The 25,882-nt window shown below is 63.4% G+C and carries 23 protein-coding genes; 11 read left to right on the top strand and 12 right to left on the bottom strand.

The window, feature by feature from the left end; translation table 11 throughout:
- Positions 1-31 precede the first annotated feature (31 nt).
- Both B5483_RS14390 and B5483_RS14385 read right to left on the bottom strand, forming a co-directional pair.
- Positions 32-2,311 (bottom strand): xanthine dehydrogenase family protein molybdopterin-binding subunit, encoded by a 2,280-nt coding sequence (locus B5483_RS14390; RefSeq protein WP_079730879.1) that lies wholly within the window; start codon positions 2,309-2,311, stop codon positions 32-34.
- Positions 2,311-2,907: a (2Fe-2S)-binding protein gene (locus tag B5483_RS14385; RefSeq protein WP_079731002.1), complete on the bottom strand. Its 597-nt coding sequence runs from the start codon at positions 2,905-2,907 to the stop codon at positions 2,311-2,313. The genes B5483_RS14390 and B5483_RS14385 overlap by 1 nt, the downstream gene beginning before the upstream one ends.
- Before the next feature lie 366 nt (positions 2,908-3,273).
- Here B5483_RS14385 and B5483_RS14380 point away from each other — a divergent pair, with 366 nt between their 5' ends.
- From B5483_RS14380 to B5483_RS14330, 11 genes are all read left to right on the top strand, one after another.
- Positions 3,274-3,819, top strand: coding sequence for a thermostable hemolysin (locus tag B5483_RS14380; protein ID WP_079730878.1), 546 nt, complete (start codon positions 3,274-3,276; stop codon positions 3,817-3,819).
- Positions 3,816-5,852, top strand: coding sequence for an AMP-binding protein (locus tag B5483_RS14375; protein ID WP_079730877.1), 2,037 nt, complete (start codon positions 3,816-3,818; stop codon positions 5,850-5,852). Before B5483_RS14380 ends, B5483_RS14375 begins: the two co-directional genes overlap by 4 nt.
- Positions 5,839-6,594: an SDR family NAD(P)-dependent oxidoreductase gene (locus B5483_RS14370; protein WP_079730876.1), complete on the top strand. Its 756-nt coding sequence runs from the start codon at positions 5,839-5,841 to the stop codon at positions 6,592-6,594. Before B5483_RS14375 ends, B5483_RS14370 begins: the two co-directional genes overlap by 14 nt.
- Positions 6,595-6,631: 37 nt before the next feature.
- Positions 6,632-7,276 carry a tetratricopeptide repeat protein gene (locus B5483_RS14365; RefSeq protein WP_079730875.1) on the top strand — a complete coding sequence of 215 codons (645 nt, stop codon included), beginning with the start codon at positions 6,632-6,634 and terminating at the stop codon, positions 7,274-7,276.
- A 20-nt stretch (positions 7,277-7,296) separates the two neighbouring features.
- A complete protein-coding gene (locus B5483_RS14360) occupies positions 7,297-7,914 on the top strand; it encodes a class I SAM-dependent methyltransferase (RefSeq protein ID WP_079730874.1) in 618 nt (205 codons plus the stop codon).
- Positions 7,911-8,555 (top strand): RNA polymerase sigma factor, encoded by a 645-nt coding sequence (locus B5483_RS14355; RefSeq protein WP_054946378.1) that lies wholly within the window; start codon positions 7,911-7,913, stop codon positions 8,553-8,555. The genes B5483_RS14360 and B5483_RS14355 overlap by 4 nt, the downstream gene beginning before the upstream one ends.
- On the top strand, positions 8,552-9,526 hold the full coding sequence (locus B5483_RS14350; RefSeq protein ID WP_139384007.1) for a FecR family protein: 975 nt from the start codon (positions 8,552-8,554) through the stop codon (positions 9,524-9,526). Before B5483_RS14355 ends, B5483_RS14350 begins: the two co-directional genes overlap by 4 nt.
- Positions 9,435-11,786, top strand: coding sequence for a TonB-dependent receptor (locus B5483_RS14345; RefSeq protein WP_245829271.1), 2,352 nt, complete (start codon positions 9,435-9,437; stop codon positions 11,784-11,786). Before B5483_RS14350 ends, B5483_RS14345 begins: the two co-directional genes overlap by 92 nt.
- Positions 11,787-11,925: 139 nt before the next feature.
- Positions 11,926-14,142 (top strand): catalase/peroxidase HPI, encoded by a 2,217-nt coding sequence (gene katG / locus B5483_RS14340; protein WP_079730999.1) that lies wholly within the window; start codon positions 11,926-11,928, stop codon positions 14,140-14,142.
- 320 nt (positions 14,143-14,462) lie between these two features.
- A complete protein-coding gene (locus B5483_RS14335; protein WP_079730998.1) occupies positions 14,463-14,987 on the top strand; it encodes a hypothetical protein in 525 nt (174 codons plus the stop codon).
- Positions 14,988-15,069: 82 nt separating this feature from the next.
- A complete protein-coding gene (locus B5483_RS14330) occupies positions 15,070-16,098 on the top strand; it encodes an oxidoreductase (RefSeq protein ID WP_079730872.1) in 1,029 nt (342 codons plus the stop codon).
- A 30-nt stretch (positions 16,099-16,128) separates the two neighbouring features.
- Here the strand turns inward: B5483_RS14330 and B5483_RS14325 are convergent, their stop codons facing one another.
- From B5483_RS14325 to B5483_RS14280, 10 genes are all read right to left on the bottom strand, one after another.
- The gene (locus B5483_RS14325) at positions 16,129-17,067 is read right to left on the bottom strand and encodes a GGDEF domain-containing protein (protein WP_079730871.1); all 939 of its coding nucleotides are present in this window, start codon (positions 17,065-17,067) and stop codon (positions 16,129-16,131) included.
- 103 nt (positions 17,068-17,170) lie between these two features.
- Positions 17,171-17,950, bottom strand: coding sequence for a slipin family protein (locus B5483_RS14320; RefSeq protein ID WP_079730869.1), 780 nt, complete (start codon positions 17,948-17,950; stop codon positions 17,171-17,173).
- A gap of 29 nt (positions 17,951-17,979) precedes the next feature.
- On the bottom strand, positions 17,980-19,329 hold the full coding sequence (locus tag B5483_RS14315) for an NfeD family protein (protein ID WP_245829248.1): 1,350 nt from the start codon (positions 19,327-19,329) through the stop codon (positions 17,980-17,982).
- 239 nt (positions 19,330-19,568) lie between these two features.
- Positions 19,569-20,561, bottom strand: coding sequence for an aldo/keto reductase (locus B5483_RS14310; protein WP_079730867.1), 993 nt, complete (start codon positions 20,559-20,561; stop codon positions 19,569-19,571).
- Entirely contained in the window at positions 20,561-21,520 is a 960-nt protein-coding gene (locus B5483_RS14305; RefSeq protein WP_054945411.1) for a Gfo/Idh/MocA family oxidoreductase, read from the bottom strand. The genes B5483_RS14310 and B5483_RS14305 overlap by 1 nt, the downstream gene beginning before the upstream one ends.
- Positions 21,521-21,550: 30 nt before the next feature.
- Positions 21,551-22,459, bottom strand: coding sequence for a class III extradiol dioxygenase subunit beta (locus tag B5483_RS14300; protein ID WP_054945410.1), 909 nt, complete (start codon positions 22,457-22,459; stop codon positions 21,551-21,553).
- Position 22,460: 1 nt separating this feature from the next.
- Entirely contained in the window at positions 22,461-22,871 is a 411-nt protein-coding gene (ligA, locus tag B5483_RS14295; protein ID WP_054945409.1) for a protocatechuate 4,5-dioxygenase subunit alpha, read from the bottom strand.
- Positions 22,868-23,902 (bottom strand): aromatic ring-hydroxylating oxygenase subunit alpha, encoded by a 1,035-nt coding sequence (locus tag B5483_RS14290; RefSeq protein ID WP_054945408.1) that lies wholly within the window; start codon positions 23,900-23,902, stop codon positions 22,868-22,870. The genes ligA and B5483_RS14290 overlap by 4 nt, the downstream gene beginning before the upstream one ends.
- Before the next feature lie 3 nt (positions 23,903-23,905).
- A complete protein-coding gene (locus B5483_RS14285) occupies positions 23,906-24,931 on the bottom strand; it encodes an amidohydrolase family protein (protein WP_054945407.1) in 1,026 nt (341 codons plus the stop codon).
- On the bottom strand, positions 24,928-25,797 hold the full coding sequence (locus B5483_RS14280) for an NAD(P)-dependent oxidoreductase (RefSeq protein WP_079730866.1): 870 nt from the start codon (positions 25,795-25,797) through the stop codon (positions 24,928-24,930). The genes B5483_RS14285 and B5483_RS14280 overlap by 4 nt, the downstream gene beginning before the upstream one ends.
- Positions 25,798-25,882: the final 85 nt, after the last annotated feature.

Below are 25,882 nucleotides of genomic sequence, written 5' to 3'. Positions count from 1 at the left end.
GGACAGGAGAACAGGAGCTTTCGGGTTTGCGTCAGGTGTCGAACTTGATCCGCGAAAGCGGCATGCTGCGCACCCGCTTTCCGGTCAACGCCGAGACCGCATTGGCCACTGCCGGCGGCACGGCCGGCAAGGGCGGCTCACCGATGCCGCCCATTTCCGCGCCGCTCTCGACGATCTTGACGTGAACGCGCGGCATGCGATCGGGCGGCAGGATCGGATAGAGATCGTAGTTACGCGCGACCGGTTGGCCGTCCTTGTAGACCGCTTCCTCCAGCAAAACCTGCGAAAGCCCCAGCGCGATGGCGGAGTTCACCTGCGCCTCGACGATCGCCGGATTGACGATGCTGCCCGGATCGATCGCTTCCCACAGTTCATGGACGACGACCTGCCCATCCTTGATCGATACTTCGGCAATGGCCGCAGTGTGCGATCCGAAGGGTGAGGCCATCGCCACGCCGCGCGCGCGCCGGGTGCCGTCCGCCGCACTGAACGGACCGCGCTTCCAGCCTCCCGCCAGATCGCCGACGGCTTTCAGCAACGTGGTCAGGCGCTTGTTGTCCCTGAGCAGGCGCAAGCGCATCTCGAACGGATCGATACCGCCCTTGTCGGCCAGTTCGTCAAGAAAGGTCTCGTAGAAGAAATCGTTCATCGAGTTGCCGACCGACCGCCAGTAGGCAAGCGTGACCGGGTTCTTGACGTAGGCCTGTGCAATGCGGGAATTGGGAATGGCATAGGACTTGCCGGTCAGACCCTCGACGGCCATCCCATCCACGCCCTCGGCACGCTTGTTGGCGATGCCTTCACCCGGCCCCTCGCAGGCGCTGATCGCCTCGATCGCGATGGGCATGCCGTTGCTGTCGAGGCCGCCGCGGAAACGCACCGCCGCCATGGGCCGCAGGGGATCGCGCAGGAATTCCTCCTCGCGGCTCCAGATCACCTTGACCGGCTTGCCCACGGCCTTGGCCAGCTTGATCGCCTGCGGATAGCAGCAGCCCGGTCCGTAGAGGAAGTGTCTGCCGAAGAAGCCGCCCAGCATCTGCGAGTGGATCTTGACCTTGGCCGGCGCCATCCCGGCGATCTTGGCAGCATCGGCCTGGAACATCTCGGGCGCCTGGTTGGGCACCCACAAGTCCAGCGTGCCATCGGCGTTGAACCGAGCAAGGCTGGAAGGCGGCTCGAGCTGTGCATGGTGGAGGTACTGGCTGTAGTAAGTGGCTTCCACCTTGGTTGCCGCGTCGCTGTAGCCCTTGGCAAAATCGCCCCGGGATTCCGCCTCGTTGCCCGCGTCGGCATTGGCGCCCAGTTGCTGCGAGAAAGCCTCGCTGTCGAAGTCGCCCGGCATGTAGCGGATGCCGGACTTGTCGCCGGGTTCAGCCCAGTCGACCTGCAGGGCCTCGACCGCCTGGCGCGCATGCCACCAGCGCTTGGCGACGACTGCGACGGCGCCGTCGAGACGATGGATCGATTCCACGCCGCGCATCGCCTTGACCTGGTCCTCATTGCGGATCGAACCGACTTCCAGACCGAGACGCGGAGCATGCTGGATGGCGGCATGGACCATGTCCTCGACCACCACGTCGATAGTGAACTGCGCCTTGCCGGTCGCCTTTTCGTGCATGTCGATGCGCGCCACCGGCTTGCCGATCCAGCGGAACGTCTTGGGATCGCGCAGCTTGAGGCCGTCCTGCGGCGGAACCGGCATGTCGAGCGCGCCGGAAGCCACTTCGCCGTAAGTCAGCGAACGGCCGGAAGCTTCATGGAGCACACGGCCCGGCTGCGTCGTGAGCGAACTGAAGGGTACGCCTAACTTGCCCGAGGCCGCCTGCATCAGCATCAGCCGCGCCGATGCGCCGATCTTGCGCATCGTCATGTAGCTGGTGCGCACCGACATGCTGCCACCGGTTAGTCGTCCCGCTCCCGGCACGATCAGGTATTCGCTGCCTGCCGGCGCGCTCTCCACAGTGAAGGCTGACGGGTCCATGTCGAGTTCTTCGGCGACGATTTGGGCCATGGCCGTGAACACGCCCTGCCCACCCTCGATGAACGGGCTCTGCAGGCGCACGGTGTTGTCGGGTCGGATTTCGAGGAAGGCAGGCACCTTCGGATGGGCCGCGGCGTCAGGGATCCCGGACTTGCCTTCCTGCGCCCGCGCCTTGCCCATCGGGATACCGAAACCCAGAACCAGGGCCCCTGCACTGACTCCGGCCGAGGTCAGCAGGAACCGCCGGCGCGAGATGTTGGAAGGCTCGCCAACGAAAAATTGCTGCAGGCCATCGTTCCCGCCCCGGGGTGCATCAACGATCATGTCCATCACGCGTCCCCTTCGCTGCCGGTATCTTCATTTCGCCCCTTGGATCGAACCGCGGCCGTTCCGGCTACGGCCGCCGCTGCCACGGCGACGCCACCTGCAACCATTCCCGCGGACCCGAGGTGAAGACCTTGGCCGTTGTCCGCAGTCTCCGAAGTGCCGGCCAGGTCCTTCATCGCTGCCTTGATCGCATTGTAGGTACCGCAGCGGCACAGGTTGATCATGGCCGCGCGGATTTCATCGTCCGTGGGAGCCGCAGTTTCCTTGAGGAGCGAAGTCGCCGCCATGACCTGTCCGGACTGGCAGTAGCCGCACTGGGGCACCTGGTGGCGCACCCAGGCATCGACGACCCGCTTGCCGAGATCGGTTTCCTCGATTGCCTCGATCGTGGTGATGGCGCTCGACGCCACGGCATCGAGAGGGGTCACGCACGAACGGGTGACGACCCCGTCGACGAGGACCGAACAGGCCCCGCACTGCGCAAGACCGCAACCATATTTCGTGCCGGTCATGCCAAGGTCGTCACGCAATACCCACAGGAGCGGGGTGTCGCCTTCGGCCTCGACGTCCATTTCCTTGCCGTTGATTTGAAGTTTCATGCCGCCCTCGTGTGTCAAATTGCCCATCTGCCCTACGCGGCGCGAGGCACTGCGCCGAACGTGCAAGGCACTGTCCTGTGATGCAAACATGGTGGACGAATGCCCACTTGTCACCTGTTGAAGAGGCAAGGGCCGGTTCACCCTCACGTACCCGCAGTTTGAATGAACTACCGTAGTCGCAGATGCGCAGTTCAGCGGGATGGAACTTATGCAAGTGGCGCTTCAAAGAAGTCATGCCGGTTGCGTCACGGCGTGCGCTTCGATCATTTCATCGTGCGCCACGGGAATCTTGTCGCACGACGAGAGCCCTGACTGCGGAAGCCCGAGAGGCGTGCCGTCATTTCCTCGAACACCGAGGAGACAAGGATGTCAGAGACATCGTCGATCGATCTGGTCCGCAGGCGCTACCTGGAAGCGCATGGGGCAAGCGTGCAGGCCGGATATGCAGCGATCCTGCATGTCTCGCACCAGAACACGGCTCACGCCGCGCTTGGCTATCGCCGGGCCGGCGAAGAGACGCTGTACCTCGAGCGCTATCTCGACCGTCCGGTGGAGCAATGCCTGACCGATGCGCTCGGTTTGTACATCGAAAGGGCCGCCGTAATCGAGATCGGCAATCTGGCGGCCGACGATGCCTTTGCCATGGTCACCCTCTGGGGCATGGCGGCAAACGACCTCGGTGCAGATTGCGAAGTCGCCGTGGCAACCCTGACGGCCCCGCTGCGCCACATGTTCGAGCGATTGGGCGTGACGCTGCATGTCCTTGCCAAGGCCGATCCTGAATGCGCCGACGATCCGGCGGCCTGGGGCAATTACTACGCCAATGACCCGATGGTCTGCGCTGGCCTTATAACGCAGGGCCAGCGCGCGATTTCGACCTTCCTTGCCCGTCGCCGGAGAATTGCCGCGTGACCGGATTGCTGGAAACAATCCGCGCCCATGCCGAGGTCAATCCGCACGGCATCGCACTGGAACCGATCGTGTCGGATCGCGTGACGTGGAGGGACCTGGCCGAGCGCGTCACGCAGGTCGCCGCAGATCTTTGCGAGGGTGCGCAGTCAGGCAAGCCGCATGTCCTGCGCCTCGATCATGGCGTCGAAGCGTCCGTTCTCGAACTGGCGCTCCTCGAAGCGGGAATTCCGGTGCTGTCGCTGCCTTCCTTTTTCACGGACGAACAGGTCCGTCATGCCGTTTCCGCCTGCGGTGCGGGGGACGATTGTCCCACCACACCGCACCCCGCGCCGTCATTACTGCCCCGTCTGACGGCGCGGGTTACTTTCACCTCCGGATCGACCGGTACGCCAAAGGGCGTGTGCCTGTCGGCCCGGCACATGCTCGCTGTCGCCGCATCGGTCGTCGAAGCTTTGGGCACCGGTCATGCCGGTCGGCACTGTGCCCTGCTGCCTCCCGGCATCCTGCTGGAGGCGGTCGCCGGTTTCTTCGCCACCATGTTGGCCGGAGGCACCTATGTCTGCCCGCCGCAACGCGAAGCAGGGCTCGGTGATCCCTTCCGTCCCGATTTCGGGACGATGGTCTCGCGCCTTGCGGAATGGCGGATCACTTCGCTGATCCTCGTCCCGGAATACCTTGCAGGCCTGGTCGCGCTTCTCGAACGCACCGGCCAATGCCTTCCGGACCTCACGCTGGTTGCGGTCGGCGGCGCACAGGTTCCGGTCGAACTGCTAAAGCGGGCTCGCGCCCTCGGCTTGCCTGTCCGGCAGGGTTACGGCCTGACCGAATGCGGTTCGGTCGTATCGCTGGAAGGGGCAGAGGAGGACGTGGAAGGTTCGGTCGGACGGCCGCTCGGCCATGTCCGTGCGACAATCGCCCCCGATGGCGAAATCCTGCTCGACGGTGAAATGTACCTTGGCACCGTTGGCGAGCCTCGCGCGCCGGGACCTCTGGCCACCGGCGACATCGGCCGCATCGACGATCATGGCCGTCTCTGGGTAGATGGGCGCAAGACGGCCATGATCGTTACCAGCTATGGCCGCAACATCTCGCCGGAATGGGTCGAGGCTGCGCTTCTGGCACAGCCCGAAATCGCCCAGGCCCTTGTTCATGGCGACGGCGCCCCGGCACCCGACGCGCTGCTGGTCCCGGCATCGGCCGACGCGGATCTCTTCAAGGCCATTGCTGCGGCAAACCGGACTTTGCCCGCTTACGCCCGCGTGAACGCCTGGCGCGAAGTGGCACCGTTCACGCCAGCCAACGGCATGCTTACCGGCAACGGACGCCTGCGCCGCAAGGCCATCGCGCGGACATGGCTTGATGGCGAGCCGGCGTTCTTCGATGAGCTGGAAGCGGCCACCTGGCGCCATCGCCTGCGCTTCCTGACGATCCCGCAGGTTCGGGCCGGACTTGCCGGAACCATATCGCAGCGTACCTACCTCGATTACCTCACCCAGGCCTATCATCATGTGCGCCACACAGTGCCGCTGATGCAGGCGGCGCGGGCGCGGTTGCTGGAGCGGCCAGAACTCGTTTCCGCGCTCGACGAATATATCGAAGAAGAGACCGGCCACGAGGAATGGATCCTGGCAGACATCGCCGCGGCCGGCGGGGATGCCGACAGGGCGCGCACCTGCAGGCCCAATCCGGCGACGCAGGCCATGGTCGACCATGCCTATGCCCGGATCGGCAATGGCAATGCCGCCTGCTTCTTCGGCATGGTCTATGTGCTGGAAAGCGTCAGTGTTGCTCTTGCCCAGCGCGGGGCGAGCGCGGTTGCCGCCAACCTTGGACTGCCACCGGAAGCCTTCACTTACCTCACGTCGCACGGCGCGCTGGACCAGGATCACATGGCCTTCTTCGCCGCGCTGGTAAACGGGCTTGACGCGCAGGAGGACCGCGAAGCCATCACCGGGATGGCACGCGAAATGTTCGCCCTGTTCGGCGCCATGTTCGCATCGATTGCCATGGAGGATCAGCATGTCGCCGCTTGAAGGCAAACGCATTGCGGTCACCGGCGCTGCAGGGGGCATCGGCACCCCCGTGGCCACGCTTCTTCGCGAGGCCGGAGCCTATGTCACTGGGATCGACCGCATCGAAAGCGCGGCTTGCGACGCCAGCATCGTCACCGACCTTTCGGACGAAACCGCCCTTGCCCGGCTGGCCGAGCGGCTTGCCGGCGATTGTCCCGATATCCTCGTCAACATCGCCGGGGTCATGCGCTTCGGCCTGCACCAGAGCCAACCGATCGAGGCACTTTCGCTGTGCTATCGCATCAACCTGCTGGTCCCGGCCGTGCTCGCCCGCACAGTGGCCGCGCCGATGCAGGCGCGAAGGAGCGGGCAGATCGTCAATATCGGCTCGGTCCTCGGCGCGATCCCCTATCCCTGGTTCGCCGCCTATTCGAGCAGCAAGTCGGGTCTGGCAGCCCTCAGCCAGGGCTTGCGGCGCGAACTGATGGGCAGCGGCGTTACCGTCACACACATCAACCCGCGGGCCGCGCGCACCGCCTTCAACAACGGCGAGGTCAATCGTTTCCTCGAAGTTACGGGGATGAAGGCCGATGCGCCCGACTGGGTGGCCCGGCGCATCGTCTCGGCCATCGTCGAGAAGCGTGAGACCGTCTCGATCGGCGCGCTGGAGCGCATCTACGCCGCTCTCAATGCCATTTCCCCCCGGCTGATCGACAACGGTCTTGCCGGACAGATCCGCAAGGCCCGGGCCGAGTTCTGCTGAGCGGTCCGCCAATAAACAAAAAGAGGAGTTCAATTCGATGATCAAACGCAGTGTGATGACATTGCTGGCCGCCCCGCTGCTGGCCTGTGCCCTGCCCTCCGCCGCTTTCGCAGACATGGCGAGCGACGTTAAGTCGGTAAACGACGGCTGGGCTCACATTGCCTACGAAGTGAAGGGTTCCAGCACGCAGACCAAGGCGCTGGACCAATTGGCCAAGCAGGCCGCGACCATCGTAGCGCGCTATCCGGGCAAGGCCGAGCCGCTGCTATGGCAGGGCATCATCACCAGCGAACAGGCCAACCGCGCCAACATCTTCCACAAGATGAGCCTGGCGACGCGGGCCCGCGACCTGATCGCCAAGGCTTATTCGCTCGATCCGCGGGCGGCCGACGGCGGCGCGGCATTGAGCCTCGGCGTACTTTACTACAAGGTCCCGGGCTCGCCTCTGGGCTGGGGAGACGACGAGAAGGCGCAGAAGCTGCTCAAGCAGGCGCTGGCGGTCGATCCGAACGGCCTGGATTCCAACTACTTCTACGGCGATTACCTGCTGGATCAGGGCGACAGGGCTGGTGCAAAGACCTTTCTGCAAAAGGCCCTTCTGGCACCGCACGATCCTGCCCGCCCGGTCTGGGACGCGGGCCGTCGGCGCGAAGTTCGGGCCCTGCTGGCCAAGGCAGGCTGATTGACCGGAAGCGCGTACCCATGATGCTGGCTCACCGGCTTGCCCGCCAGCTTGCCCACCCAAAAGGCCTGCCCGGCCGCCTGCTGGGCAATGCCATAGATGTCGTCAACCGCAAGCCCACCCGGCTTGCGGTCGATCTCCTGGCGCCTTGTCCGGGCGAAGCGGTGATCGATGCCGGGTGCGGTACGGGCGCGGCGATGGCCGAACTGCTCGCCCGCGCCGATTGTCGGGTCACCGGGGCCGACGCTTCCGCGACCATGCTGGAAGCCGCTCGGCAGCGCCTCGGCCCGCGCGCTTCCTACCTCGAGGCAAAACTGGAGGACATTTCACTGCCGGACGCGGCCTTCGATGCGGTGCTTGCACTCAACGTGCTGTATTTCGAAAGCAAAGACCACGCCATGCTGCGCCGGATGCGTGGTCTCCTGAAGACCGGGGGGCGACTGGTGGCTTACGTCACCGACCGTCAAAGCATGGAAAACTGGTCCTTTGCCCGCGAGGGATTTCATCGTTTGTTCGATAAGGAGACGCTTTGTGCAGCGCTTGCAGATGCAGGGTTTGCACAAGCCCGGATCGAAGTGCATGAAGTGGCGATCACCCGATCGGTCACCGGTTTGCTCGCAAGGGCCTGGCGATCATGAAGTTCTTGGCGGAGATCGACATGGAGCCGATGCCGCAGCAACCGCGTGCCTCAGGGCTCGCCCGCGTACTCGAAGACGAACGCGGTCCCTTGCTGCAATTTCTCGTTGCCCGTTGCGGTTCGGCGGACGACGCGCAGGATCTCTTGCAGGACCTCTGGATCAAGGTCAGCGCGCAGCCCGCGGGGCCCGTTGCCAATCCACGCGCCTACCTGTTCCGGATGGCCAACAACCTCGTTCTCGATCGATTGCGCGGACGCCAACGCGCCATGCGGCGCGAGCGCAACTGGCTTGAGGCGGAAAGCGGCGGTGTCGTCATGCCGCCCGAGGACAGGACGGACCCGGGCGAACCGGCCGACGACGCGCTGGTCCGCAAGCAGGAAGCGCAGATCCTGCGCGAAGCCATCGACGCCCTCCCCGAAGGTGCCGGCCGGGCCTTGCGGCTCTACCGCTTCGAGGGAATGGGGCAGGGAGAAATCGCCGAAGTTATGGGAATTAGCCGCAGCGGGGTGGAAAAGCACCTTGCACTCGCCATGAAACGCCTGCGTACCGCGCTTGCCGACTGCGGATGTTTCGATACGGCGACGTCTACTGATCGAGGGGCTGACAGCGGGGACCGACCGCATATGGAACAGGGCCAATGAAGCGCGAAGATGATCCGATCCTGGCCGAAGCCGTTGGCTGGCACCTCGCCAGCAACGACGATGCCATGGACTGGGATGCGTTCACCCTTTGGCTGGAAGCGGACCCCAGGCACCGCGAGGCTTTCGACGAGATCGCCCTGACGGACATCATGCTCGGCGAGCATCGTGAGGAACTGGCGGAACCCGAGACGTCTGCGCCCGAAACCCCGATGGAAGCCGCTTATGCCGAGGCCGCGAACGACCGCGTCGTTCGACCCGTCTTCGGAAAGCGACTGCGCTGGGCAGGTTTTGCCATTGCGGCAACCCTGACCGCAGTTCTTGCGGTTCCCCAGTTCATGAGCCCCGCTCCGGAATTGTACGAGACAGCCGCCTCCTCGCAGCGCATCGCACTTGAAGACGGCTCGACGATCCTGCTTGCGCCACGCAGCCACCTTACCATCGAAGGCCGCGACCGCGATCGCATGGCCCTTTCCGGCGGTGCCCTGTTCGACATCCGGCACGACCCCTCGCGCCGGCTCACGATCACCGCTGGTGATCTTGCGATCAGTGACATCGGCACGCGTTTTGACGTTCAGGAGCAGAAGGACACGGTGCGCGTTGCCGTGGTCGAGGGCAAAGTCCAGGTCAGTTCGCAGGCGCTCGACTCTCCGGTGAAGCTGGCCGCAGGCAGCGGACTCGATTTCGATGGCGCCAAGGGCACCGCGACGATTGCAACGATCAAGCCCGGGAATGTCGGTTCATGGCAGGAGGGCAGACTTTCCTACGAAAATGCGCGACTTGTGCTGGTCGCCGCCGATCTGCATCGCTATGCCGGTGTCTCGGTGGAAGTGCCGGCGTCCTTGCGCGACCGGCGGTTTTCGGGGACCCTGATTGTCGACGATGGGGATGCGGCGCTTCGCGATCTGGTGCAGCTCATGGGCTTGCGCCTCAGCGGCCACGCTGGCGCCTGGCGCCTGGAGCCCGCCCGCTGAAGCACGCGAAGCCGCGCGCCACGGGATCGACATAAGCGCCAGCGACCTGCCTACCGCGATTGCCGAACTGGCCCGGGAGACCCGGGTGTCGATCGGCACGCAAGGGACACTTCCCAAGATTCGCACCCGCCGTCTGCGCGGGGACTATTCGGTCAGCGAAGCACTGGCGCAGCTTCTGGCCGGAAGCGGTTTCGTGGCGCGCCAGGTCAGCGAAACCGCCTGGCGGATCGATCGTGCCCCGACGGCCCCGGCTCCGGATCCTTTGCCTCCGCCCGCCCCCTCACCGCCTCCAGAACCGATCGTCGTCACGACGACCAAGCAGCCGCTCGAACTGCTTTCGCTCCCCGCGGCCGTCTCGGTCGTCGGGCTGCAAGACGATCTGCACGGCAATCCCGCGCGATCGAGCGCCACGGTAGCCTCGCAGATCGAGGGGCTTTCGCTGACCTCGCTGGGACCGGGCCGCAATCGCATGTTCCTGCGCGGCGTCGCCGACAGCGCCTTCAGCGGAGAAAGCCAGTCGACCGTAGCCGTCGTACTCGACGAGGCACGCCTGACTTATGCCGCGCCGGATCCGGATATCCGCCTTGTCGACATGGACCGGGTCGAAGTTCTCAAGGGACCGCAGGGCTCGCTCTACGGGACGGGCGCACTCGGCGGCATCTACCGCATGGTGTCCCGCGCCCCCGAACTCGACCGGACCAGTCTCGATGTCAGCGCGGGAACCTCGCTGGTCACGCACGGCGACACTGGCTATTCGGGCTCCGCCGTCGCCAACCTGCCCCTGGTCAACGAGATGGCGGCCCTGCGGCTCGTCGGCTATGCGGCCAAGGAACCGGGCTGGATCGATACCGGCAGCCGCAACGATGCCAACTGGACGCGCGTTTCCGGCACACGCGCCGGACTCGCCTTCGTCCCTACCGCCGACTGGCGCCTCGACCTGACCGGCTTCGGCCAGTGGCTTCGCTCCAGCGATACCCGCTACGTCTACACCTCGGGCAGCTATACCCGCGATGCGCAGTCGCCGGAGCCGCACGACAACGACCTCATACACTTCGCCGGACGGCTGAACGGAACGCTCGGTACGATCGACATGACAGTTGCCAGCGCAATGACCTGGCACGATGTCGACAATACGCTCGATGCCACGGTGGGCGCGGAGGATTTCGGCCTCGATGACCCGCAAAGCCTTCACGACCAGCGTCACTTCCGGATCTGGGATTCCGAGCTGCGGCTGCGCGGTCATCTCGGCGGTGTGACGTGGCTTGCGGGCATCTCACGCCTCGTGGCGCGCCAGAAGCTGGCGACCTCGCTGGAAAACGCTGCGGGCACCATGGCCACCCTCGACGATGATCGCAGGACCAGTCACGACAATGCCGCCTATTTCGACGCGACGATCCCCGTAACCGGCACTGTGTCTATCGATGCCGGCGCGCGCCTTTTCCGCTCGTCCATCCGCGAGACGCGCATGTTGCCGACCGGTCCCGTCTCGCGTGAGCGAGACAAGTCCGGGATAACGCCCAGTCTCGCGCTGTCCTGGCAGCCCAACTCTTCCAGCCTGATCTATCTGCGTTATGGCTCTGCCTTCAGGCAGGGCGGTTCGGACATTACCTCCAGCGGCAGCATCGACACCTTGGGCAGCGATGAACTGGCCTCTGTCGAACTGGGCTGGCGCCAGCGACTGTCCGGCGGGGGCAAGCTCGATCTGGGCGCATGGTTCTCCCACTGGCACGACCTGCAATCCGACGTGCTGGAGGATAACGGCCTGGTTGAGACCACCAATGCCGGAAACGCCCGCATTTTCGGCATCGAAGGCAGCCTCGAGCTGCCGCTGGCCGAGGGCTGGCAGGTCGAAGCCGGAGGCAATTTCACCGATGCGCGCCTCTACCGCAACAACCTGGGCTATAAGCTGGAAGACAGGCACCTGCCGGTCGTTCCTGAATATACCGTGCGCGCCGGTTTGCGGCACGACTTCACTCTCGGGCTACTCAATGCGCGGGCCAGGTTGAACTTGCGCTATGTCGGCCCGGCCCGCATGAGCTTCGATCCTGATCTCGATCGCAAGATGGGTGACCTGATCGAAAGCGAATTCGAAGTACAGATCACCGATGGCATCTGGCAGGTGAGCCTGAGCGTGCAGAACCTGTTTGCCGACAAGGGTGACGTCTTCGCGTTCGGCAATGCCCTGCGCTACCGCACGATGCCCCAATTCACGCCGCAACAGCCGACAACGCTCTCCGTCAACGGGTCCATCCACTTCTAGACTGGTGATGTCTGGAACGGGGCTGGCACGCTTGTCCGTGACCGGGGCTCCGCTTCGATCGGAGCGTCTTGCAATCGTAACGGTGCCATGGTCTGATCTCAGCTGGAGCGGGGCGCAAGAACTGGACCAGGAGAGCAAGATGGACGCCAAGACAGGTGAGACGGTAAGCGGGGGATGCCCCGTGAAGCATGGAGATCTTCGCTCGCTGGTCGGCCGGACGAACCGGGACTGGTGGCCCAACCAGCTATCGCTCGACATCCTTCACCAGAGCGGCAAGTCACCCAGTCCGCTCGGTCTCGATTTCGACTATGCCAAAGCCTTCAAGGCTCTCGATTACGATGCGGTGAAGAGGGATCTTCATGCCCTCATGACCGACAGCCAGCCTTGGTGGCCGGCCGATTATGGACACTACGGCCCCTTCTTCATTCGCATGGCCTGGCACAGCGCGGGCACCTATCGTACCGGTGACGGGCGCGGCGGTGCCAATTCGGGCCAGCAGCGCTTCGCCCCGCTCAATTCCTGGCCGGACAACGCCAATCTCGACAAGGCGCGTCGCCTGCTCTGGCCGATCAAGCAGAAGTACGGCGCCAGCCTCAGCTGGGCGGACCTGATGATCCTGGCCGGCAATGTTGCCATTGAATCGATGGGCGGGCCGGTCTTCGGTTTCGGCGGCGGTCGCGCCGATGTGTTCGAACCGGAAAAGGACGTTTACTGGGGGACCGAGGAAGAATGGCTGGGCCAGACCCGCATCGATCCCGACAGGAAGCTCGACCTCGAAGATCCCCTCGCCGCGATCCAGATGGGCCTGATCTACGTCAATCCGGAAGGCCCCGGCGGCAATCCCGATCCAATCCAGTCGGGCCGTGACATTCGCGAGACGTTCGCCCGCATGGGTATGAACGATGAGGAGACCGTCGCACTCACCGCCGGCGGGCACACTTTCGGCAAGTGCCACGGGGCGGGCGATGCCGCGCTGGTCGGCGCGGAACCGGAAGGCGCGGACATTGCCCAACAGGGCCTTGGCTGGACCAGCACGCATGCCAGCGGAATGGGCGACGATACGATCACCAGCGGACTGGAAGGCGCCTGGACGCCCCGCCCCACGACATGGGACATGGGCTACTTCCACATGCTGCTCGATTACGAGTACGAACTGGTCAAGAGCCCGGCCGGCGCCCACCAGTGGCAACCGATCGACCAGAAACCGGAAGACATGGCACCCGGCGCGCACAGCCCGGACAAGCGACTGCCGACGATGATGACCACTGCCGATATGGCGATGAAGATGGATCCTGAATATCGCAAGATTTCCGAGCACTTCCGCGACAATCCTGAGAAATTCGGTGAAGCTTTCGCGCGCGCGTGGTTCAAGCTGTGCCACCGCGACATGGGGCCCAAGGCACGCTACCTTGGGCCGGAAGTCCCTGCCGAAGACCTGATCTGGCAGGACCCGATCCCGGCGCTCGACCACGCGCTCGTGGACGATGCCGACATTGCCGCGCTCAAGGACGACATCCTCGGCTCCGGCCTCTCCATCGCCCAACTGGTGTCGACCGCGTGGGCTTCGGCCTCGACCTGGCGCGGTTCTGACCATCGCGGCGGCGCCAACGGCGCGCGTATCCGCCTCGCGCCGCAAAAGGACTGGGCGGTCAACGAGCCCGACCAGCTCGCCAATGTGCTCGGCAAGCTCGAAGCCATCAAGGCCGATTTCGATGGCTCCGCTTCGGGCGGCAAGAAGGTCAGTCTGGCCGACCTGATCGTACTGGGCGGTTGCGTCGCGATCGAGAAGGCCGCGTCTGCAGCGGGCACAACGGTCAAGGTTCCCTTTGTGCCCGGCCGCACTGATGCCAGCCAGGAAGATACGGACGTTGAGGGCTTCGCAGTCCTCGAACCGCGCGCCGACGGCTTTCGCAATTACCTCGAAACCCGCTTCTCGGTCCCGACCGAGGAACTGCTGATCGACCGCGCCCAGCTTCTCGGCCTCAGCGCTCCGGAAATGACGGCGCTGGTTGGCGGCCTGCGTGTTCTGGGCGCCAATCATGGCGGCAGGCCGCATGGAGTGTTGACCGACAAGCCCGGCACTCTGACCAATGACTTCTTCGTCAACCTGCTCGACATGGGAACGGCCTGGAAACAGACAGACGACGGCGGAGACGAGACTTTCGTCGGCACCTGTCGCAAGACCGGCACTGAAAAGTGGAAGGCGACCCGGACCGATCTCGTCTTCGGATCGAATTCGCAGCTGCGCGCCTTGTCCGAAGTCTATGCCTCGTCCGATGGCGCCGCGAAGTTCACAGATGCCTTCGTCGCCGCCTGGACCAAGGTCATGAACGCCGATCGTTACGACCTTGCCTGACGTTTGAGGCACAGGAGGAGGTCCGCCCTCTTGTGGCCCTGACAAGAGAAACCCCGAAAGCCGGCACCCGTCAGTGGGTCGCCGGCTTTTTCGATGACGGCCCGTCCCTAGCCGCTCCTTCGCGCATCTGTTCCTGCCGGCCAAGCCATCTTTGCGCCAAATGCCACCCGCGACACTTTACCGGCGGGTAAAGTGTCATTAGCGACAAAATGTTGTCCTCGTGAGAAAGGGGATTCTCATGATTCCGTGTTTGTGCTCTATTTCTTCCCGTTATGTTTGTTGCGCCGCCCCCATCCGCACCGCGTGCCTCGGTCAGTGACATGGCAGCCCTGCTGGACCAGGTTGCCCATGCCAGTTCACGGCCGCGCTATGCTTTCATGGTCCTGTCGCTCATTGCCGAAATCGCCCGCCCGGACGGTAGCGCCGGGCCATTCGTCTCCTTCAACGGCCGATCGATCCTGCTGCGCGACTGGCTCTGCGATGCCCTGACTCCAATGGGAACGCGCGATCCCAAGCGTCAGGCCCTGACCGAAAAAATCCGGGGCGAACTGGCGCGGTCCGACAAGCTGCCCAGGGAACCCGAAGCTGCCCTTGCGATGATCGACGAAGAAGTGCGCGAACGCGTGCGCAGTTCGGGCAAGACCAACCTCAGCCGGGCGGTGTCCGAGCTGGTGAAGGAGGGACTGATCCGCCGCCATTACCAGGGCTTCCGGGTCGACCACCACAACCGCGGGGCACAGCGTCACGTCGTCTATACCCTGACCGGTCGGGCGCGCTGCCTGATGAACCGGCGCGAATCCCGATCCTTGCGCGACAGCCGGCAAGGCCAACTTGCGCTTAACTGATCCGCTTCCCTTTCAATAAGGGCTCTGCGCGTTTAGCGACTTCGTCGACCCACAGGGAACGCGAAAGAGAAGGATATAGACCGTGCATTGCATCCGAGCGGCTCTCATCGGCTACGGTCTGGCGGGCAAGGTCTTTCACGCCCCATTGCTTCAGGTCACGGACGGGGTGGAACTGGCGGCAGTGGTATCGAGCGATCCGGCCAAAGTGCATGGCGACTGGCCTGACATGCGGTTTGAAGCAGAGTTCGAAGCCGTTCTTGCCGATCCCACGATAGAACTTGTCGTGCTGGCTACCCCCGACCACTTGCATGCACAACAGGCGCTATCTGCGCTTGAAGCAGGCAAGCACGTGGTGATCGACAAGCCCTTCGCTGTCACCATCGCGGACGCGCGCAAGGTTACCGAAACCGCCGAGCGCTGCGACCGGCACGTTTTCGTCTTCCACAATCGCCGCTGGGATGCCGACTTTCTGACCCTGCAATCGCTCGTCGGTGCAGGCGAACTGGGCGAGATTGTCCATTTCGAAAGCCACTTCGACCGCATGCGCCCTGAAGCGGGGCAGCGCTGGAAGGACAAGCGATCGGGTGGCGTCTGGCAGGATCTCGGGCCGCACCTGATCGATCAGGCCCTGCACCTCTTGGGCAAGCCCGAGGCTATCTGGGCGGACATCGCAGTCCAGAAGCCCGATGGACATGCCCCGGACTTTGCCCATGTCGTACTGCGCTATGCAAAGGCGCGCGCGATCCTGCACATCTCGCAACTCGTGCCCGATCATCGCCTGCGCTTTGCCGTGCATGGCACCAAGGCAAGCTACGTCAAGCACGGCCTCGACGTGCAGGAAGAGCAGAGCAAGAGCGGTATCGCACCGCATGAGAGTGTTTGGGGTATCGATCCCGAACTAGGTCTGCTGACAAACGCCGACGGATACGCCCGCCCGGTTCCGAACCACCGCGGCCGCTATCAGGCGTTCTATGAAAACGTGCGCGATTGCCTGCTGAACAAGGCAAGCCCTGCCGTTCCCGCCCGGCACGCAATCGCCGTCATGGAAATTCTCGAAGCAGCGCAGGAGAGTGCCCGAGAAAGGCGGGAGATTGCCTTGTCTGGCGGTTGAGCTGATTTCAGTCCGTCTGTCCGCTGCGCCTCACGCGCAGACCAGCGCCAACGACGGGTTACGCTTGGCTGCGTAGAGCGCCTTGTCGGCGGACACGAACAGGGCCTGCGGATCGAACGGGTGCTCTGTCGGAACATGGGCAAAGCCAACAGACACACCTAGCGGAAGCAGGTCGCCGCCCCATGGCACTGGCAAAAGCAAGTTACCGATCACGGCGTGAACTTCGGCTTCGATGATCGAACGCATACCCGCCGGAGGCAGCAGGACGGCGAATTCGTCACCGCCGATGCGCGAGATCAGGTGCGCCTGAGGAAAGGCCCGGCGAAGGCGCTCGGCGAAGGCTGCAAGGCAGGCATCGCCTGCCGCGTGGCCCCACCAGTCGTTGATCTTCTTGAAGCCGTCGAGGTCGAACAGCAGCAACGCACCAACGCGTTCGGACATTGCCGAAGTATCGGGCTGCTCGAGAAAGCGCTGGAAGCGCGCGCGATTGGCAACGCCGGTCAGCGGATCACACTCGGCCTGCAGGCGCAGGCGTTCCCAGCGCGCATGATCCTCGGTGATATCCTGTTTCATGCCATAGAGCGCTTCGGCCCGCCCGTTGCAGGCTCGCGTGGCGGCGGTAATCCTGATCCAGCGTGCCATGCCATCGGGTCGGACGATGCGGGCATCGAGCGTGAAGTCGGAGCAAGCCTCGACGGCCTTCGAACGTTTGTGCTCCAGCAGTTCGCGCGATTCCTCGTCATACATGCCGAGTACCATGCGGCGGTCGAGGATATCTTTCGGGGAAAGTCCGAAGAGATCGAAGACCCCACCGGTCCAGGCAAGTTCGTCGCTGGGCAAGTCGCATGACCATGCCCCCATCGGGACAAGCGCCGCCGCCTGTTCGAAGAGCTTCAGCGTGTCTGGACGGTCATCGTTGATGGCCTTTGCACTGTCCTTGATGGCTGCATTGGCGTGGAAGTGAATCATCAACCCCGGTCTTGCATGCGATACACCGACGGTCCCGTGACCGGGCCTGGGCCGATCGTAAGCCCAAGAAGTAAATGCTGCGTTTACCGGGGAAATTGCGATGTCAGTCCGACGGCGACTTGTCTTTCAGCGCCTTGAGCCAATCGCCAAGGTTCATCGGGAAGGGAAAGACGATCGTCGTGCTGTTGCGCTCGTTTGCCAGCACGTTGAGCGTCGAGAGGTAGCGCAGCTGCATGGCTTCGGGCGTCGCGCTCAGGATGTTGGCGGCTTCAAGAAGCTTGGCTGCCGCCTGCTGTTCGCCTTCCGCATTGATCACCTTGGCGCGCCGTTCGCGTTCGGCTTCGGCCTGACGGGCTATCGCGCGGATCATCGATTCGTCGATGTCGACATGCTTGATCTCGACGTTGGCGACCTTGATCCCCCAGGCGTCGGTCTGCTTGTCGAGGATCTCCTGGATATCGCTGTTGAGCTTGTCGCGCTCGGCCAGCATTTCGTCGAGGTCGTGCTTGCCGAGAACCGAGCGCAAGGTGGTCTGGGCCAGTTGACTGGTCGCCTGGATGAAGTCCTCCACCTGAATGATCGCGCTCTTGGGATCGAGTACGCGGAAATAGACCACTGCATTGACCTTTACCGAGACGTTGTCGCGCGAGATGACGTCCTGCGTCGGCACGTCGAGGACGACCGTGCGCAAGTCGGTGCGGACCATCTGCTGCACGAAGGGGATGAGGATGATCAGTCCCGGTCCCTTCACCGATGTGAAGCGCCCGAGCGTGAACACCACACCGCGCTCGTACTCGCGCAGGATCTTGATCGCGGACCACAGGAAGATGAGGGCAATGAACAGGAGCGGGATGTAGAACCCCAGATCGCCGGCGATTTCCATTTGCATACTCCTCCTCGTCCAGGACGTTCTCAGCTCGGTCTGGCAACCTGCAATTGCAGGCCGCGGATTGCCTCGACAACGACGAGCGCACCGCACTCGAGGTTCTCGGGACCGGTGGCGACCCATCGTTCCCCATGGGCCAGGACATGACCGGAGCGCCCTTCCCAATCGAGCACTTCGCCATGCAGGCCGATCATGCCCTGCTCTCCGGTTTCGACCCGCATACGCTGCGCGCGGATACCGAGCCTTGCCGTCATCCCGATTACCAGCACGCCCGCAACTGCCAGCGCGGCGATCACCGATGCACTCACCTGAAAGGCCGGCACATCGGTGTCGATAAGCAGCGCCGCGCCCAGCACGAATGCGATAAGACCCCCGATGCCGAGAATGCCGAACGACGGCGCGAAGGCTTCTCCCACCATCAGCGCAAGGCCGAGCAGGATGAGGGCACCTCCGGCCAGATCGACCGGCAACGCCGCCAATGCATAGAGGCCGACGAGAAGCGAGATCGCTCCCACCGTACCGGGAACCATGGAGCCGGGATTGAGGAATTCGAAGAGCAGTCCGTAGACGCCCACCATCATCAGGATCAGGGCGATATTGGGGTCGGTGATCGTTGCCAGCACGCGATCACCGAAGCCCGGCTTCAATGCGATGACCCTGATCCCGTCAGTGCGTATCGTCCGCGCCTTGCCGTCGATCTTCACGACCTTTCCGTCGATCTGGCGCAGCAGCGAGGCTCGGTCCGGTGCGATCAGGTCGATCACGTTCCTTTCCAGTGCCGATTTGGCCGACAGACTGGCTGCACCGCGAACCGCTTGTTCCGCCCATTCCACGTTGCGGCCGCGCAGCTCCGCAAGAGAGCGGATATAGGCGACGGCATCGTTGACCGCCTTGCGCTCGCCGGCGTTTGCGGGCTGCGGTTTGTCCTTGGCATCCTGCTTTTCTTCCCCCGGTCCGCCCATGCCTCCCAACTGGATTGGCGTAGCCGCGCCCAGGTTCGTGCCCGGGGTCATCGCCGCTATGTGAGCGGCATAAGCGATGTAAGTGCCAGCACTGGCTGCTCGCGCGCCGCTGGGGTGGACATAGACGACGACCGGCATCGGCATCGCCAGGATATCGCGGATGATCTGCCGCATCGAGGTGTCGAGCCCGCCGGGGGTGTCCATCTCGATCAACACCAGTTCAGCGCCCTGTTTTCGGGCCTGCTCGAAACCGTTATCGAGGTACGCCGCAGTCGCAGGCCCGATCGCGCCTTCTACGGCCATGGCCACGACCGTAGGCTTGCGGTCCTGCGCGAAGCCTGTGGCGCTCGGGAGGAGTATGAGAACGGCAAGCAACACGATGCAGGCGAGCGTTCTGCCCACTCCATTCACCATTGCGATTGCCTGTCCCATTTCTTGCCACTTTCGGCCCCTTGCAAACGGGGCCACAGCATGCCTTGCGCCTTGTCCCGGCGAGAAGACATTCATACCACAACTATAGGCAATCGCGTAATCTTCCCCCAAGAGGGCCCGACACATCGGGCCGCATTGAATGCGAAAACGGCGGCAGGGTTACACCCCACCGCCGCAATTCTTTCGCTTGAAGGCCAAGGCCCTGCCAGGGGCCGAAGCGCTTAAGCGGGATAGTCCTCGGTATCGATCGTCCCGCGCATGACTTCCGGGTAGCGATGCCCGGTTACCGTCTGCTGGTTGATCAGCGCATCGGCACGGTCGAGAATGGACGTGTCGACCGTGAGCGCGCCTGCCGCGTTGTTCTGCGCCCAGTGATCGGTCGAACGCGTGCCCGGGATGACATGGACATTGTCCGAACGCCAAAGCACCCAGGCCAGCGCTAGCTGCGCCGGAGCCAGTCCCGCCTCGCCGGCAAGCGCATTGAACCGCTCGACCAACACGAAGTTCCTTTCCCAGGCCTCGGGCTGGAAACGCGGGTGGCTGCGTCGCAGGTCGGTTTCGGCCAATGTCGTAACATCGCTCACCGCTCCCGCCAGCACCCCGCGTGCGACCGGTGAGAAGGCGACGAAGGCAATGCCCAGTTCACGGGTCGTTTCGAGTACGCCCAGTTCGACGTTACGCGTCCAGAGCGAATATTCGGTCTGGACCGCGGCCATCGGGTGAACCCCATGGGCTTCGCGGATATGCGCGGAAGACCACTCCGATACGCCGTAAGCGCCGATCTTGCCGGCCTCCATCGCGCGCACCATGGCGCCCACCGAATCCGCGATGGGCACCTTGGGGTCGAAGCGGTGCATGTAGAACAGGTCTACATAATCGGTGCCAAGCCGCTTCAGGCTGGCATCGAGCGAGGCTTCGATAGCCTCCGGGCTGCAGTCGATCCCGCGGCGCGGGCCATCGACAAGGATACCGGTCTTCGTCGCAAGGAAGAACTCCTTGCGACGATTGCCGATCGCTTCCCCGAGGATCTCCTCGGACATGCCCTTGCCGTAGATGTTGGCCGTGTCGAAATGATCGCAGCCCTTGTCGAGCGCATGGCGGAACAGAGCCAGGGCATCCTCGCGGCTCGGCGCATTGCCGTAAGCCCAGGCCACGTTCATGCAGCCCAGCCCGACCGGATTGAGCGCCTTGCCGGCGAGGTTGCGCTGCATCATCAGGACCAGCCGTCCTGCTCTTCAAGGCTCGCGGCAAGCTCGCCGATCACGCGGTAGCAATCCAGGACCGAGCCGACAGAGCTGTTGGGCTCACGGCCTTCGCGGATCGCAGCGACGAATTCGCGGTCCTGCAGTTCGATGCCGTTCATCGAAATGTCGACGTTCGAAACATCGATCGGCTCTTCGCGTCCGGTTACCAGGTCATCGTAGCGCGCGATGTAAGTACCGGTGTCACCGATGTAACGGAAGAAAGTCCCCAGCGGACCATCGTTGTTGAACGAAAGCGAGAGCGTGAGAACCTGCCCCGCTTCCGTCTTCATCTGGATCGACATGTCCATGGCAATGCCCAGTTCAGGGTGCTTGGGTCCCTGCAGCGCATTGGCGCGAATGACTTTCGAGCCGGTCATGTACTGGAAGATGTCGATGGTGTGAGCCGAGTGATGCCAAAGCAGGTGGTCGGTCCAGCTGCGCGGCTCGCCCTTCGCATTCATGTTCTTGCGACGGAAGAAGTAGGTTTCGACATCCATCGCCTGGATGTTGAGTTCACCGGCTTCGATCCGCTTCTTCACCCACTGGTGAGAAGGGTTGAAACGACGAGTATGGCCGACCATGCAGACAAGGCCGGTTTCCTGCTGCTTCTTGACTACTGCCTGGGCATCCGCCCAGCTGTCCGCAAGCGGAATTTCCACCTGAACGTGCTTGCCGGCATCCATGCAGGCAATCGCCTGTTCGGCGTGCATCTGGGTGGGGGTGCACAAGATCACCGCATCAACGTCATCGCGTGCAAGGGCGTCGGCAAGCTCGGTCGAACTGTGCTTGGCGCCATATTTCTCGGCAACCGCAGCAGCTTGCTCGCCGGTCCGGCTGATGATCGATGTGATCTCGACGCCGTCAATATTCTTGAGGCCGTCAAGGTGCTTTTCGCCGAAGGCTCCGGCGCCAACGAGGGCAATACGCATGGGATTACTCCTTGGAAAATTCGTGTAATTTCAGCTGATCGCCGACTGCGCTGCGGCATTGTTTCCTTCCAGCGTGGGACTGGGCGGAACCGTGCCGTCGACCGGTTCGAGCACGATATGCCCGATAGCGGTATTCGAACAAGGTACGTGGTAGTGACGGTGCAGGCACTTGGTGCTCTTGCCAAGCGCCCCGCGCATGATCAGCCACATGACCATCTCGATCCCTTCGGATCCGGTCTCGCGCAGATACTCGATGTGCGGGATCGAACGCAGGGCCTGGGTATCACCGACGAGACCGTCCATGAACCTGTTGTCCCACTCGGCGTTGATGAGGCCGGCGCGCGGGCCCTGGAGCTGATGGCTCATGCCACCGGTGCCCCAGATCTGCACGTTGAGATCCTCGCCGAAGCTGTTGACCGCACGGGCGATGGCTTCGCCCAGCGCCCAGCAGCGGTTACCCGACGGCGGCGGATACGTCACGACGTTGACGGCAAGCGGGATCACCTTGACCGGCCAGGCCTCGGGCGCACCGTACATCATCGTCAGCGGCACGGTCAGGCCGTGATCGACATCCATCTCGTTGATGATGGTCATGTCGAATTCGTCGAGGATCAGGCTCTGGGCGATGTGCCAGGCCAGGTCCGGATGGCCGATGACGTCGGGCACGGGGCGCGGCCCCCAGCCTTCGTCGGCGGGCGCATAACGCTCACCGCAGCCGATGGCGAAGGTCGGCACGATACTCATGTCGAACGCTGAAGCGTGATCGTTGTAGACGAGGATCACGACATCGGGCTTGGCCTCGTCCGCGATCCACTTCCTGGTCCATTCATAGCCGTCGAAGATCGGCTTGAAGTAGGCGTCCTGGTCCTTGCCCTGATCCGCCGCCACACCGAGCAGTGGCACATGGCTGGAGCCGACGCCTGCAGTAATGCGCGCCATGTCAGTTTCCTTCCCGCTTGGAGCGAACGCCCTTGGGCGAGCGACCACCGGCATTCATCATCGCCTGATAGTCTTCCACGCTCATTCCGGTCATCGTCGAGACGGCCTGCACGAAGCTGAGGCCGTCGGTGGAGAAGACCTTGGAGAGGAAGTAGATGTTCCCGCCAAGGTCAAGCAGTCGGTTGTAGTCGCGATCAAGCACCGCCTGCTTCTGCTCTTCGGTCATCGGCCATTCGTCGAGATAGGCGCGCTCGTCGGCCTTCCACCGGTCGCGGTTTTCGGGCTTCATGAGGCTCATCGCGAACTGGTTGAGGTGATAGCCCTGGCGGGCCCGCGCCGCCGTGTAGACGCGGGTCCCGGGAATGTCCTCGAAATCATCGAGATATTCGTGGATGTCCTTGTAGCCGCTCATGCATCTACCTCCTGCGCCGCGCGCATCTTGCGGGTGATGATCTGCCTTGCGCGCACGCCACCTTCATCGATGCGGTATGCCGCCAGCTTCTTGCCCGGATTGGCGAGAATGGCTTCCTGCTGTGCCTCGAGGATTTCGCGGTCCTCGGCAAAAACGCCGCCCTGCTGGGCCTTAAACCGCGCAGTGAAGCCGGTGTCGTTGATATCGAAGTTTCGCGACATGCCCCAGAAATAGTGGTGGCTGGTCTCGGTTTCCGGCGTCATGAAGTCGACCACCATGCCGCGCACCCCCTGGTCGTGATCTTCCAGCGTGGCGCCCGCGTCGACGGGAGCCACACCGACATCGATCATGACGGCGGAAGGCAGCAGGAACTGGCAGATCTGCCAGCGATCGACCGGCCCCGGCTTCTTGAGCGCATTGCGCCAGAACGGCGGGGCATCGATCCCCGGCATCCAGCGCGAGAGGAAAACGCGTTCGTCTTCAACCCGGCATTCCAGCGGCGCCTCGAGAATCTCTTCCTGCCCGATCGAACTGGAGTGTACGTAAGTTTCGTGCGTAAGGTCCATGAGGTTGTCGATCATCAGGCGGTAGTCGCACTTGATCGGGTAGTAGCCGCCGTCGAAGACCCAACCTTCGGTGCTGCAGGGCCACAGGTCGGGAATCAGCGCCGGGTCGGCCTTTTCCCGTTCACCGACCCAGATCCAGATGAAGCGGTGCTTCTCGGCCGTCGCGAAGACCTCGGCGCACACGCGCTTGTTCACGGCTTCGGACTTGAGCGGCATTTCTTCCGCCACACCGTCCGGGCCGAGCTTCAGCCCATGGTACTTGCAGCGGATGGAATCGCCTTCGCGAATGCCTATCGAAAGGGGCAGCAGGCGGTGCGGGCAGGCATCGCGCATGGCGACGACCGAACGGTCGAGCTTGCGGTAAAGCATGACCGGTACGCCGCAGATCGTGCGCGAGAGCGGCTCGGAATCGACTTCCGCATCCCATGCGGCAACGTACCACTGATTGGTTAGCCAGGTACTCATGGCTTAAAGACCTCGTTCCTTTAGTTTCGCATCGAGGCGCGGGAACACCCGGCGGGCGTTGCCCTCGAAAATGGCGTGACGCTGTTCGTCGCTGATTTCCAGCGCATCGACGTAACGCTTGGTGTCGTCGAAATAGTGACCGGTCTGCGGATCGATCCCGCGCACGGCACCGACCATTTCCGAGCCGAACAGGATGTTCTTCGTCTCGATCACTTCGGCCAGCAGGTTGATGCCGGGCTGGTGATAGACGCAGGTGTCGAAGAACACGTTGTTCATCAGGTGCTGGTCAAGCGAGGGCTGCTTGAGCATGTCGGCAAGCCCGCGATAGCGGCCCCAGTGGAACGGCACCGCGCCGCCGCCATGCGGAATGATGAAGCGCAGGTTCGGGAAGCGGCTGAACAGGTCGCCCTGAAGCAGTTGCATGAAGGCAACCGTGTCGGCGGCGAGGTAGAAGCCGCCAGTGGCGTGCATCGCCGGATTGCACGAACCCGAAACGTGGATCATCGCCGGTACATCCAGCTCGCACATCGCCTCGTAGATCGGGAACCAGTACTCGTCGGTCAGCGGCGGGTGTTCGAAATGGCCGCCGCCCGGATCGGGGTTGAGGTTGCAGCCGATGAAACCGAGTTCCTCGACGCAGCGACGCAGTTCCTTGACCGAGGCGGTCAGGTCCGCCTTCGGGCTCTGCGGCAGCATGCACACGCCCACGAAAGTCTCGGGATAGAGCTTGGTTACGCGGTAGATCAGGTCGTTACAGTGCTGCGCCCATTCCTCGGACACCTCCTGATCGCCGACATGGTGGGCCATGGCCGACGCGCGCGGGGAGAAGATCGTCAGGTCCGCGCCACGTTCCTTGATCAGGCGCAGCTGGTTCTGTTCGATCGTTTCGCGGATCTCGTCATCGGAAATCTCGGGGTAAGGCGGCGGGGTTTCACCGGCCTTGAATGCAGCCTTCTGGGCTTCGCGCCATTCGTCGTGCGCTTTTGGCAGAACCGTATAGTGACCGTGGCAGTCAATGACGAGCGTCATTGCCCATCTCCTCTCTTGAACACGCCAGTCGCCGCGATTCCGGCGAGCTTGGCTTCATAACCATCGGGAAGCGGCGTCATTGCCAACTCCCCGAGCGACCGCTGCCAATTGACGGTATTATCCGTCATCAGCGGATCGATTCCCAGCGAACGCAGCATCTGCGCCGCTTCCTCCATCTCGGCCGCCCGGCGGCGACCGTGGACCAGCATCCGGTCCAGGTTGTAGTCGGCCTTTTCGGCCCAACCGATCGACTTCTCGCTCGCATCGAGCGATGCGAGCACCTCGTCCGCCACGCCTTCGGCATGAGCGGCCATCATCATTTCGGCGGTCAGGGCCTCAAGCCCCTTCACCATCACCGAGCGCACCAGCTTGATCGCCGATGCGCGCCCGACCTGATCGCCCACGATACGCACATTGGTGAAACCGGCTTCGCCCAGCAATTCCTGCGCCTTGATCGCCTCGGCACCCGAAACGAGCAGCGGAACCTTCATGCGCGCCGGCTCGACAGGCGCGAGCACGGCCACATCGACGTAATGGCCCTTGCCCTGGGACACGTCCTCTGCCGATGCCCGCTTGGTTCCCGGCGCCACAGAATTCATGTCGCAGAACAGCGCGCCGAAACCGAGCAATGGCGCAGCGGCCCGGGCTACCTCGCGTGCAGCGTCAGCGGTAACCAGCGATAGAACCAGCTGCGCGCCATCAAGCGCCCCGGCAAGGCTGTCGCAGGCGATAATACCATGCGAATCCATGGCCTCGCGCCGCGACGGGTCGATATCGAAAGCCCTGACATTATCACCCCATTGCGCGCCCCGCGCAAAGGTCGATCCGGCCTCCCCAAACCCAATGAGAGCTATGGAATTATTCATGAAGCCTCAATGCCCTGCCACCCGCATCAAGGCCAATCGGAACTGGCTTTGCGATATAATCTGAGACTAATCCATTCTCCCGGAC

The sequence above is a fragment of the Novosphingobium mathurense genome (genome assembly GCF_900168325.1).
Classification (GTDB): Bacteria; Pseudomonadota; Alphaproteobacteria; order Sphingomonadales; family Sphingomonadaceae; genus Novosphingobium; species Novosphingobium mathurense.
This window is presented reverse-complemented; position numbering and strand designations above follow the sequence as displayed.